The sequence below is a fragment of the Paenibacillus sp. Soil750 genome, from assembly GCF_001428045.1.
In the GTDB taxonomy this organism is placed as follows: domain Bacteria; phylum Bacillota; class Bacilli; order Paenibacillales; family NBRC-103111; genus Paenibacillus_E; species Paenibacillus_E allorhizoplanae.
This window is the reverse complement of sequence record NZ_LMSD01000027.1, coordinates 1-12067: the sequence shown is the minus strand read 5'-3', so window position 1 is coordinate 12067 and position 12067 is coordinate 1. Positions and strand designations below refer to the sequence as shown.

At 36.5% G+C, this 12067-nt stretch carries 12 protein-coding genes and 1 pseudogene; all 13 read right to left on the bottom strand.

Annotated features, from left to right (window positions below):
- Positions 1-176: 176 nt before the first annotated feature.
- The gene (locus ASL11_RS23745; RefSeq protein WP_056620488.1) at positions 177-632 is read right to left on the bottom strand and encodes a hypothetical protein; all 456 of its coding nucleotides are present in this window, start codon (positions 630-632) and stop codon (positions 177-179) included.
- Positions 633-786: 154 nt separating this feature from the next.
- Positions 787-1128, bottom strand: coding sequence for a hypothetical protein (locus tag ASL11_RS23740; RefSeq protein WP_056620486.1), 342 nt, complete (start codon positions 1126-1128; stop codon positions 787-789).
- A 1112-nt stretch (positions 1129-2240) separates the two neighbouring features.
- A complete protein-coding gene (locus ASL11_RS23725) occupies positions 2241-2939 on the bottom strand; it encodes a metallophosphoesterase family protein (RefSeq protein WP_056620480.1) in 699 nt (232 codons plus the stop codon).
- Positions 2940-3216: 277 nt separating this feature from the next.
- Positions 3217-3705 (bottom strand): NUDIX hydrolase, encoded by a 489-nt coding sequence (locus tag ASL11_RS23720; protein WP_056620478.1) that lies wholly within the window; start codon positions 3703-3705, stop codon positions 3217-3219.
- 206 nt (positions 3706-3911) lie between these two features.
- Positions 3912-4139: a hypothetical protein gene (locus ASL11_RS23715; RefSeq protein ID WP_056620476.1), complete on the bottom strand. Its 228-nt coding sequence runs from the start codon at positions 4137-4139 to the stop codon at positions 3912-3914.
- Positions 4140-4362: 223 nt separating this feature from the next.
- The gene (locus ASL11_RS23710; protein WP_082595762.1) at positions 4363-5001 is read right to left on the bottom strand and encodes a cell wall hydrolase; all 639 of its coding nucleotides are present in this window, start codon (positions 4999-5001) and stop codon (positions 4363-4365) included.
- A gap of 477 nt (positions 5002-5478) precedes the next feature.
- The gene (locus ASL11_RS23705) at positions 5479-5949 is read right to left on the bottom strand and encodes a hypothetical protein (protein WP_056620474.1); all 471 of its coding nucleotides are present in this window, start codon (positions 5947-5949) and stop codon (positions 5479-5481) included.
- 174 nt (positions 5950-6123) lie between these two features.
- Positions 6124-6828: a tetratricopeptide repeat protein gene (locus ASL11_RS23700; protein ID WP_056620473.1), complete on the bottom strand. Its 705-nt coding sequence runs from the start codon at positions 6826-6828 to the stop codon at positions 6124-6126.
- Between the two features lie 1053 nt (positions 6829-7881).
- A complete protein-coding gene (locus ASL11_RS23690) occupies positions 7882-8691 on the bottom strand; it encodes a class I SAM-dependent methyltransferase (protein WP_056620469.1) in 810 nt (269 codons plus the stop codon).
- Between the two features lie 309 nt (positions 8692-9000).
- Positions 9001-9726, bottom strand: coding sequence for a phosphotransferase enzyme family protein (locus ASL11_RS23685; protein ID WP_056620467.1), 726 nt, complete (start codon positions 9724-9726; stop codon positions 9001-9003).
- 478 nt (positions 9727-10204) lie between these two features.
- A complete protein-coding gene (locus ASL11_RS23675; protein ID WP_157257027.1) occupies positions 10205-10747 on the bottom strand; it encodes a lipoprotein in 543 nt (180 codons plus the stop codon).
- A gap of 674 nt (positions 10748-11421) precedes the next feature.
- Positions 11422-11592, bottom strand: coding sequence for a hypothetical protein (locus ASL11_RS37645; RefSeq protein WP_157257026.1), 171 nt, complete (start codon positions 11590-11592; stop codon positions 11422-11424).
- A gap of 247 nt (positions 11593-11839) precedes the next feature.
- Positions 11840-12067, bottom strand: a pseudogene (locus tag ASL11_RS37640) (hypothetical protein); the annotation flags it as partial.

The window sequence follows — 12067 nt, the reverse complement described above, 5'->3', positions numbered from 1 at the left end:
CTTAATCTCATGATTATAGACCTCCAAATATTACAATCCTCAGAAGCTAATTTTATCATAACAATTCGCGACTTATAGAAGAAAACTGCCCGTTAGGTGAGCGAAAGGCTGTCGATCGTGGCGGCAGCCTCCCTTTGCTGTGTATTAAACAAACGTTCTTTCGTTAGCGGAATGAACTAACCCATACGTCTTCTTCTTCTCCATACAATTATCATTGTTAAAAGGACCAAGAAACAAATAAATGATAGTGTAACTATCCATGTTTGTTTCTTGGACTGGTCTGTTGTAACTTGAATCGGTCCAAATTTAGATGCTTTGAAGAACTTATCGTTTACCTTAACTGCTATTATATCTTGAGTGTCTGCCCCTTTAATTTCAAACAACAGGCTTCCTACTGGTATACGTATATCATTTGACTCGCCGTTCTTCTTTGGCATCGGAGTTCTTTGGCGTTCAATCTTTCCAATCTCATTGCCAATGTCTTTGTTATCGACTTCCTCGGTGGAAAGTCCATATAGGAGATTATTCCATGCAACGGAACTTGGGTAGGTACTGGCTAACGCTCCTTCTATATTCGATGAGAACACCGAAACAATGACAAAGAACAAAAGGAAGAATTTCAGATGCTTCATATGCCATACCTCCTATTTTGTTAAACAAAGCTGCCCGTTACTTCAACAGACTGCCGTCCAGTCTTAATTGAACCATAGTTCACCGTTAGTTCAGAAAAGCCCCGATGCTGTATCGCTACAGTTGGGGGCTAGGAGTAATTCATAAATTCCAAAATCAGATAGTATGTTTCTTCCTTTCATTAACAAATGCTTCAATTAATAATATTAATTCAGATGTTTCTATAGAAGTAACATTATTCTCTTCACCATAATTGAGTACTATTTGTACATAGTCTGGTGTGATAGTGGTTGAGCAGATGTCGCCAGAAAAAGATTTTTCCTTTAATTTTCCATTCTGGACCTGGGTACAATAATCCTTAAACTTTTTACTCACATACTCACTTTGAATATCTGAATTCATAAATATCTCAACTACTTTAAGCTCATCTGGCAGCCTAAATACAAAGCTTTTGTCTCCGCCAATTTTAAGAAACTCAACTCGATAGTTATATTTCATCTTACATATCACACCTTATTTTCTCATGATTTTGTTATAAGAGAGGTTAATATATAGGGTACGCAGTTATAATTCTTCCTTCCCTCAATCTCCTATTTGTCTTTATCATTAAATACTATCCTTTAATTACAAAAAAAGATGGACTAAAAGGACCATCTTATTCCACTAACCTGCCCGTTAGTTGAGCAAAGGGCTGCCACGCGGCAGCCCTTTTGTTAATTAAGCTATAGTTCCTCGTTAGCTCAATGCCACATGTTCATCTTACTCCACAACTGAATTATTACACTTGGACCATATTCTTGAGGATAGATCAAAATGGTAATTATCAGAGTAGATAGTAAAATCAACATCAACATAGCAGTTATTAGAGGCTGATTTAATCGATGAGCAATAGCAATTCCTATAGTTATTAAGGTCGTGTTTATAACAAAGATTAACGGAAGTGCCATTATTCTACCTAACCCTGTGTTTGGAAAATAGTAATGTAAGAAAAAAATTAAAGTTAAGCTAGGTAGTAGTGCAACTAGTATTTTCAATAAGCTTATACTAATTTTCATCTTTAATGTCCTCACACTTCAAAAAGATGAGTATTATTCAACATACGTTCGCCGTTAGATTAACGAGTAATATAATTGGCTTATGAATATTTTAATAAGCAAAATGACCAAAACTGCGAGCCAATCGAAAATGAAAAGACCTAAACACGCACTAAACATTTGTTTCCCGAAACTTCTTCTTTCATCTGATATCTTGATCGTTAAGATAAAACCTATAAATATTAAAAAGAATAAAGTCCAAAAGATACTCTGGAATAGAAAGATGGCTCCTCCGAATAAAAATGATGCTAGAATAAAATAAATTATCGATTTTTTCTTGTTCATTTTTCACCTTTTTTTTATTGCTAAATCCCCCACAGTGTATCTCAGCAACTAGAGATTACAATAATTAAGTGTTCCATTTCTTCTCCACGTTATCCTCACAGTTACTTCAATGAAAAAGAGAACAGCTGCCGGCAGCGGCGATCTGCTCCCTGGTTACTCAATTATCATCTCTCGTTAGCGAAGTTATTGGGGCCTTTAACGGATTTACGAGTAAATTTGTATAGTCATTAACTAAGATTGCTTAGTGGGAAGCTCTTCAATTGACTTGTAGATAAGTTTTTGTTTATTTGGTAATTCCATATCTCTATGAAAGTGACCAAAATACCACTTTTTATAAGATAAGCGTTCTTTTATTTGCTCAAAGTAATCACTTAACTGATCCTCATGAATACCAGTATTATTAGATTCATTTAGTATCTGCAAGGTCGATGTAGGACACATATGCGTGATTACGAAGTCAACTTCCCATTCATGACGCTCTAGATTCTTAATTCCTTCATGGTACTCTTCTAGAGATGGCATCTCTTCTGGCCACCAATTAACATTCACTTTTCGATACTCTTTGTCGTGAGATTGAGCTCCACCAAAAGTAAATATCTTGTATTCCTTAATATTAAAGATCTGACCTCGCATTAAATGTATATTGCTTTCGCTTATTCGATGTACGTTTCCACCATTCCAACTCTCTACTGGGTAATAATTAAGCAACTGGAAATTCTCATGATTTCCGTCAATAAATAAAGTACTAAAGTTTTTTCGAGCTAACCATTTCCTCCAATATAATTCATCATTTTTATTGTCCCATACAAGTCCAAAATCTCCAGCAATTATTACGAAGTCATCTTTACTTAAATCTCTATTTATGGGAAATCTCTTGGAATTCAATTTACCAATATCTATATACCCATGAAGATCACCAGTTACATACAACGTAATTCACTTCCATGGAGAAATCTTAATTTAGTAACTAAACAGTTTATTCTCCACTCAACATGGGTTTCCTTTATTTGTAACTAAACTGCCCTTTAGTTTAATAACAAAAAGAGACCCTCAGCAACGGGCTGAGGGTCTAAGTTTATATTTTAAAAGGGGGTCGACTTTTATTTTAGGCTTAATTCATTAATACCACATGAATATAAGATTTCAATTTTGTTACAATTACTTAACTCTCGTTCTGCGTTAGTGCAAAGATTTTTAATACACGAAACTAAACACGCATTTGAAGCTTGACATTAAATTCTGTCGTTGTCGCAGTGACGTACTCTATATAATTCACAGAGCCGTTAAAGTTCAAATAAGCTTCATAACGCATGCGGATTCCAGGTAAAGTAATTAACTCCAAAACATTTTCCTTTGGAACCCATCTGCACTCGCTCGTTTCATTAGAAGTAGCTAACTCTCCACCCACAGCTGTGCATACGAAATCAAACATGACCTTCGTAGGCACATCAGTCACACCGTCATACCACTTATGGTTTGCTGTATTTGAAACAACACTAATTAAATGTCTAACGGTGGCGTCTATTCCACTTTCCTCTTTGATTTCACGAATCACGCCATCAATCAGGTTTTCTCCAACTTCAGTTATCCCACCAGGATATACCCAACCATCGTCATGGGCTTTTACTAATAGGATATTTCCATTTCCATCTTCTACAATTCCGCCTGCTGAGACAATATGTGTCGGAAACGCCATTTCACAACCTCCTGATAGGCTAAGTTGTATATATATTCCACAAAGTTCCTGTACTTCCCTGCTCACTAGCTTAATAAGGAGATTCTTCACGAAACGAAAAAAAAGACGCCAGTGGCGGCGCCCTCCAAGATTGAACTATCGTTACCCGTTACCCGATAAGTTATATTTCATCTCACAACAGCAGCAGGCTTGCCAGAACAACAATTCTAAACGTACTGCTCCGGTAAAGCTTTAATAATCTCTTCATATTTTAGAGCGATACTGATTTCCAAAATATGAACTGGATTTTGATGAGCGTAGGCTAACAGCAGTTCTTTATTGAACTCGTCATCGTTCATTTTCAAGCTTTTTCGAATTAACTCCATCATTGCTTTTTGACTTCTCGTATTTAATTGCTCAATTTTCTCCACAGCCAATTCAATTTCACTCTCCATAACTACACTCCTAAGTCAGATTCGTTTGAGTTCTAACATAGTAATTCGGTGTTGTTCCGCGCTTTGTGGCTTGCAGCGTTGTGTATTCCATAGGGACGAGTGACACCGTCGAATGCGCCTTAAATCATCTAAAATTACCCATTTTATGAAATTAAGAATTATATTTAATGTCATAAACAACAAAAAAGCCGCGATATTCGCGACTTTTTTGTTGTCTCTACTCTTAAAGGGTAAATACGTGATTACCAATGGTAATCTTGGCGGGTCTTTTTTTACTCCAAGATGCCTGGGCAATATCAGGATTGTAAAAAAAAAGGGCTCCAGTTGTTGGGTCCAAACCATTCAAAGCGGCTTTTGCCGCGTGGTAGGCTGACATATTTGGTTTAAGGTTAAACTGACCATCATCAACGGCTGAAAATTGACCAGGTTGATGAATAACCTCAGTGATGGAATCAGGAAATTTTTCGGACTGGACTCGATTAAGTACGACAGCCCCCACGGCAACTTGTCCTAAAAAGGACTCCCCTCGGGCTTCGGAATGAATTATTCGCGCCAATTCGTCCAGCACCGACTGTTTGGGTGAAATTGTATTTTTTAGTTTAGACAAAGTTAAGGAATCGGCTTCACCATCAACTGACAAGCCATAGCTGGCTTGAAATTTCTTTACAGCATTCTTAGTCTGGTTACCGTAATAACCGGTAATTCCTGTTTTAAAGTAACCGAGTGCGCTTAATCGTTCTTGCAAATCCAGTACTTGGTCACTTTGTGTGCCTTGTCCTAACGATTGAGCACCGACTGGTGCGGCTATACCCATTACACCAAGGGAACAGACACAGATAAGAGCTTGTAGTTTCTTCTTCATGTTCAAGATAACCTCCTCTTCCTTTTACGCGCCGCATATGGCAACGAATGCAGCATTACAAATTTAGGGGTGTTGATCCGACTCAAGATGTCGCCTAACACTCTCAAAAAATGGGGAACAGCACCAAGCTGTCCCTATAAACTTCGGGAGAAACACCAATTAAGGGTCGCAATCACAAAAAGGAGCTCTGTCAATTTACTAGCTTCTCCACTATCGTTCCTCGTTAGCTAAGTGACCGTTGCAACCTCCAAAAACTTTGGAATAAATCACCATAATAATGGAATTACTAATAATGTCAACTAGACATACTCTAGCTCCAACAAAAAGCCAATCGGTCCTCTCTCCGATTGGCTTTACTAATTCTTAGAAGGCTGCCTAATCAATGATTATCGGCAGCCTTCTCATTTTTTTTGAACTAAAATTCTACCGTTAGCGGGGTAATTATTTGAAGATTTAATTTATATCTCCTAACTATAGTTACCCGTTAGAGCTCAATAAAGGTTCTGATAAATTTAACTCTAGCTTGTATAATTTATTTTTCTTTAGAAATGTCTTTAAACTGTGGGTTTTAACATGAACAGCAAAAAGACCATTTTCTTTTGTAAATACGAGTAAGGTTGGAAAATATGTATTTGATGGACTAACAAACAAAACTACTTCTGTAACTGTTCCAATAATCATATCGTTATTTACCTTGTAAGGAGGCATAAGCGTTATTTTAATAGCAATACCATCATTGGGTTCAACTCTTAAAGAACCAACATTGTGATTAGCAGTAGTTAACCATTCTTTAACCTGGTTCTGCAACGAATTTGAATTTTCAATTGTTTGAATTATCTCACCTTTTTTAATATCAAACACTTCTGCACCATCAGATGCCCCGACTATTTGAGCAAAAAGGAAACTAAATGTAACCACAAGGATTAATGTACGATCTAATGTTGTCATAATATCAACCTCCATGAGAAGGTAGTATTCCCATTTTAAATCAATAAACCTCTATCAGATGAACTATCCCTTTTTGGTTCAACAAAAAAAGCAACCCATCAGTTTTGGCCGGCTGCAGCAGTTTTGTATTGAACAAACGTTATCCGTTAGCGTAATGTATAATGCAGTAGGACATCAAAGCGTGAATATGGTGTTAGCTGAAGTTATTCGCTCCTTGTCGAGTTGCTCGAGTTTACTTTGAATATTCTTCATTAGTTTTAAACCTTCAATATCATCGTTATTAATTTCGATATACTTACTCAAATATAAAATTGCCTCAGTAAATTTATTTTTATCAATATAAATATGTGTTAAATTCCATAAAGCATCACATTCGTTCGGATCAATATTTAATGCGTTCAAAAACTGTTCTTCTGCTTTGCTTACTTTCCCTAATTTCCACATTACACGTCCGTAATTAACAAGTGTTTCTGGCTGACCCGATTCAATATTTAATGACGACGCATAAGCTTGTTCAGCTTCCTGGAGCATTCCAAGTTGTTCGAATAACAACCCCAAATAGAAGTATGTATCTTCATTATCTGTATTTATTTTAAGTGATAAGTCTAAACAATGCTTTGCTTCTTCGAATCTTCCTTGTTTCATGTACACTCTGCTCTTACTATTATAGGGAATTTCCCATGTTGTATCTCTTTCAATTACTTGGTCTAGCCAATACAGCGCATATTCATAATTGCCCATTCTTAGTTCACAACAACCAAGATAATTCATACTTGAGTTTAGTTCTAGCCCTTCTTGAACACATTCTTTAAAAATAGTTGCCGCTTCTGGATATTTACCTTCAAAATATAATTGGTCGCCAATATCATATTTCGACAAATGTTTGACTCCTTTAAGAATAGTTTTATTAATTTCAGCTATCGTTATCCGTTAACTTAATGATGCGATGCGGTTAGGTGGTACTGGTGTGCCTCGGCATTCACTACTTCGAATTTGCTTCCGAGACCGATGCGGCTTGTCCGCCGATTCGTGGACACATTGTTAGATGAAGTTACTCGCTTCGAAGCATAACCCCGTTCGAGGTTTTAGGTGAAAATCTTTTTTAATATCCCAACACCATATTCTTGAGGATAGAACCATACAGAAAGAATCACAGTTACTATTAATAACAACACCCATGTAATATAGTTCGATGTTCCATTACGTTTTCTAAATTTAAATAAATATAAAAGGACAACCATACTATTAAGAAAGTACATATTTGGTAAATACACTATACGTCCTAGTCCTGTATTTGGGAAGTTCAGTATTAAGAGTGTAATTATAAGTATTGAAGGTGACATTGCAAGCAAATAAATATCAGGAATATTTCCTACCCAAAAGTTATTTAAGTTAATTCTGGGCATTCCAATAAATGTTGTATTACAGTCAGAGCATTTGTGTGAATAAGGAATAATAAAAGGAATTAAAGCAATCAATGCTCCGTAGTCAATGGCACCTGTAAAAAAGTAGAAATTCAAAAATAAGTAGATGGAAAGTAAGAGTCTTGTATGAAATGAACTCATCTGTTTGATGTTTATACTTTGACAATTAGAACAGTGCTTCATATTTCCACCTCTTGTTTATCATAAACAAAGCACAACATAAATCTACTTTCAATTAACTAATAGGATGTATTGTTTTATTTCAGTAGTGCTATCTTTTTATAGTACCTTTGTTTATTACCGCAGTATACTGCCAGTTACTTGAATGAAAAAAGGGAGCCGCTACGGTAGGCTGCTCCCTGTTTGGTATTCACTATCGTTCTCCGTTAGCTTAACCTTTCGACCTCACTTCCTACGTGTTGCCAACCCAAACCACCGCAATGTGAAGAGGAAATGCTGTTGCTAAATTCATAACTGGGAATAGGAGTGCCCGATTTTGATGCCCTCGTTAGACCTTTGTGGCCTGCAGTGAGAAGGTGAGTGGAATATCGTTGGCGGAGTCACTCCATCGCCATCGTCCGTCCTCGCCTTGCGCCATGAATGGGAAACGTCGGTTGCCACCGTGAGAGAACTCATGCAGATAGTCCAAGCGAAGGCCAGCCGAAATGAGGGCGTTCAGGATATCGCTGAAACTGTAGCTCCAAGAATACTCAACGCTCCGCTGATTTGCCGCTGGATCAGAATATGGCAGGAGACCCTCGATCTCTATTGGTTGCTCCGTGTGGAAGTAAGGGTAGCGTGTCCGCAAGTCCGTTACATCGGCAGTATCATCAAAGACATTAAGAAATGGATGCTCATCCTGCAGGTACAAGATGCCGCCTGGTTTGAGGAAATGAGCTATGATCTTAGCCCATTGTCCAAGATCGGAGAGCCAAAACAAAACACCGCCTGAGGTAAAGATGATATCGAACTTATCGTCGAGTACTTTGGGCAGTTCGTAGATGTCCGTGCAGAGGAAACGCGCGTCTAGCCCTGTTTCCTTGCTCAAACGCTCGGCGAGCGCAATCGCATCTTCTGAAAAATCTACCCCCGTAACGTGCGCACCAAGACGAGCCCAGGAGAGTGTGTCCAAACCAAAATGACACATGAGGTGCAGCAACGACTTACCCGCCACATCGCGCAGTTCCTCGTTTTCAATAGGGGTCAGGGTAGATTTGCCTGCCTTGAACCCCTCGATATCGTATCTGGCTGTACTGGTGGCATTCACGGCGGTGCGGGCGTTCCAATGCGCGCGGTTAAACTCCGTATAATCAGTCATTAATTAAGAGCCCCTGTCTCCTTCAGATACTTGATTACTTTCCTTTTGTTATCATTTTTTGATAAGTTTGTTTGAGTAACTACCTTCTATTTTATTCCAGTAAATTCCTGCATAACGAGATTTTTAGGCTTGTTCGATGGTGCACTAACCTGCCCGTTACTTAATAAACAAAAGAGGAGCTGCCGCGAAGCAAGCCCCTCAACTATAGTTATCCGTTAGTTTAACGCTTCATGTATTTTATTCTTTCCGACTAGAGATCTTTTTGTATTTAACATTCTCCCTGATATTACAAGCTTCTTTATTTTTACATCATAGACTTGTAAAATCCAAGTCAATATAAGGAATATCATTTTTTATATTATTAATATAAAAAGTTAATGCTTCCTTATTCCAATTACTCCAATTATCAAAGTTACCCATATCAGAACTACGGTATATAAGACCAATAACGATAGCTTGTCTTAAATTAATAAATAATGGAATGGCATCTAGTGAACTACGGCTTAATGAATTTTCTTTGGAGTATCCTTGAAAAAAGTTTGAAAAAAATCGTTTTGTTATTGTCTTGCGTCTATTTACATCTGTAATAATAAATGGAATTGGAGTTTCATGGAATATCGATGTTGCAATTTCAGAAGCAAACCAACTGTACTCACATTGATCGAAGTCAATGATGCTCGGGTGATCTTCATGATTCAGGTAATTCCCCGGACTAATGTCTCCATGAATAAGCCCAAACGAATCTCTGTCTCTTGACAATGATTGAATTTGACTAATTATTAACTCAAGTTTCTGTTGAAGCATCTCATTAGGTACATAATTTTGAAATTTTGTAATGGCTGCATTGTCATTCCAATCATACCTTTTTTGAATAGGAGAAAACTGTTTTGATAGCTTATGCATCTTCCCAGTAAACCTGCCAATGCGCTCATAAAAGATATCACTTTCGATGCAAATTTCAGCCCTCCTGCCAGGAGCGAATTCAAAAGCAGTCGCAATAAAACAGTTATCAGTTTTGTTCAATAACTTCAGCATATTCACCTTGATTAGAAAGTAAAGATTTCGATACAGTCATTCCGGAATCGGCTAGATAAGAAATAAACTCGATCTCAGCTAGCGTTATATCCTTACTCCTATGTGAGCTATGAGCAATCCTTAATATCACATTTATTGATTCACGTTTCCCTGAAAACACAAAATTTTGAAAACCGTCAAGTTCTATTGTATCTGCAAAGTTAATGCCAAACCGACCTGCTGCCTCTAAAAAAATTTCTTTTGTAAATGTGTCTTTAATAGAACTTTCGATATGAATCTCCTCCAAAAATCTGTAGCGATTAAAATCCTCATTTTTTATACCTTTTCAAACATAATAACAAATTAATAATGAATTGATTGATAAAAAATGGTTATTGTTAAATTGTCCTGCCCATTGCTTCAACAAGGCCCTAATGCCGGCAGCCTCGTCTTGGTTTCTTATTGAACAAACGTTACCCGTTAGTTCAACATGTGACATTTATTTTTTGGTTTCTCCATGAAAGTATTTTCCATCATAAACCCCATCTTTCCATACTATATCACCATTACCTGATAAAGCCTCGATTTTTAGGTCTGATTGTCCAGCGGAATCTTCCAAATTTTCGAAATAGGTAAACCAAACTCGTCGTTGAACTGTTGAAACAATTTTTGCTTGTTGATTTATTGTGGTTTGTCTTATCATCACATTTTGTATTTCGTCATCGGTAATCAACCCTGCGAATGTCAGTTTTGGAATGTTAGGATCATTTGTCATTCCCCAAGTAAAACCATCTAATGGATTTAGCTCTGCATTCCCACTAATATTCCAGTATTTTGTTTTATTAGAGAAGAAAGCATGGCGAAATCCCGATTCGTCCTTATATAAGACAATCATTCCATTTTCCACTTCTTCTTGATACAATTTCTCAAACGTGTTAGGGTATGGTGTTTTCTCTAATAACTTGTCAATTTTATCTTCACTCGAAATTGAGCATCCAGTAACAAAAATCATTAAAGAAATAAGTAAAAATATCCTTCTCACCAAAATCACCACCATTCATTCTTATACAATATAAAGTCACATTAAACATTACATCTCCTAATTGTATCTATGTATTTAGACGGTATCAGATGACCAAAGTTACATGTTTTAACAAATTTTAGCATTGTCCTTATTACGCTAAACTGCCCTTTAGTTGAGAAGAGGCTGCCGTTTAACCGGCAGCCTCTTACTTGAAGTTTAATTACGCGATAGTTTCAAAACGTATATACAAAACAATTCATATATGTAAATCCTTGTGCGTTTTTTTGTATTGAAGTGTTGCAGGGTTGTCTGCGTTAATCCACACTAAGGAGGTCTAGTTCTAGTGTTTTATTACCTATATTATTTAAAACAAAAAGTTCATAGTCATCATCAAAATCGTTTAAACAATACATTAGAGCTTGAAGAAAATCAACATCTGTTGTGTATTCACCTTCATTAAACCGTTCATGATAATATCTCCAACTGACAAAGGAGTCCTTATGTTCCTGAAGTAAATCCGTAAATCTATCTTTACAAAGCAAGTCATTTGAATGTAAATATTTTGATTGTTTGTTATAAAGTAAGATCGTGCGATGCATAATGTCATTTTGAGTCCCGTGACTTAACATTCTATACAATTTGAGTAAATCATGATTTTTCGGTTTCTTTTTACTCTCATTAAATATTTTAGCTTATAATGCAAGTTCACATGAAAAAGCTGATAAAGAAATAGCTGGAAAGAGGTAAATGGACATTTTATCATCAGAAAAATTTTTTACTTCTCGATTTTTGTCCATTAGACATTTAAATGCCAAAAAATAAGATTGTGCAGTTACCTCAATCAAATCACTCTCACTTCTCACGTGTAATACCTTCTTTCCGATACTTATTTATAAACTTCGTAAATATTCCGTAACTGAGGTATTCGTGAAATCATTAAGCAATCCTGCCCTTTAGTTCAACAGGTTGCAATTTTGCTAGCTCCAGGAAATCCTCCATGTATTCTTCGGATAATTTCTTTTTTAGTCTCTTATCTATTTCCCATCAACCTCCGAATGTACTATCGTTTTCCATTAGTTTAGTAAATCAACTCATCACAATTCACTGTAATTAACGTCTTTTTATTTCATTTACTACAGGTTCAGAGACTGAGACTACATCAACAATGTGGTCAAGACAACAAATCCCATAATGCTTAAATGGTCCTGGAAAATCTTCTGATGCGAAACTTCCAACAGTAATAAAATCAAGATACCTTGATTTCTTATAGATTCTAAATATTTCCCCTTCAAACTCCTCATAATCATCCCATGTTGTAAATGATTCATTTCGGATTGA

What these genes read in the sequence shown, in the direction of transcription:
- ASL11_RS23745 (WP_056620488.1), bottom strand. Translation starts at nt 632, where the DNA reads ATGAAGCATCTGAAATTCTTCCTTTTGTTCTTTGTCATTGTTTCGGTG.
- ASL11_RS23740 (WP_056620486.1), bottom strand. Translation starts at nt 1,128, where the DNA reads ATGAAATATAACTATCGAGTTGAGTTTCTTAAAATTGGCGGAGACAAA.
- ASL11_RS23720 (WP_056620478.1), bottom strand. Translation starts at nt 3,705, where the DNA reads ATGGCGTTTCCGACACATATTGTCTCAGCAGGCGGAATTGTAGAAGAT.
- ASL11_RS23715 (WP_056620476.1), bottom strand. Translation starts at nt 4,139, where the DNA reads ATGGAGAGTGAAATTGAATTGGCTGTGGAGAAAATTGAGCAATTAAAT.
- ASL11_RS23710 (WP_082595762.1), bottom strand. Translation starts at nt 5,001, where the DNA reads ATGAAGAAGAAACTACAAGCTCTTATCTGTGTCTGTTCCCTTGGTGTA.
- ASL11_RS23705 (WP_056620474.1), bottom strand. Translation starts at nt 5,949, where the DNA reads ATGACAACATTAGATCGTACATTAATCCTTGTGGTTACATTTAGTTTC.
- ASL11_RS23690 (WP_056620469.1), bottom strand. Translation starts at nt 8,691, where the DNA reads ATGACTGATTATACGGAGTTTAACCGCGCGCATTGGAACGCCCGCACC.
- ASL11_RS23685 (WP_056620467.1), bottom strand. Translation starts at nt 9,726, where the DNA reads ATGCTGAAGTTATTGAACAAAACTGATAACTGTTTTATTGCGACTGCT.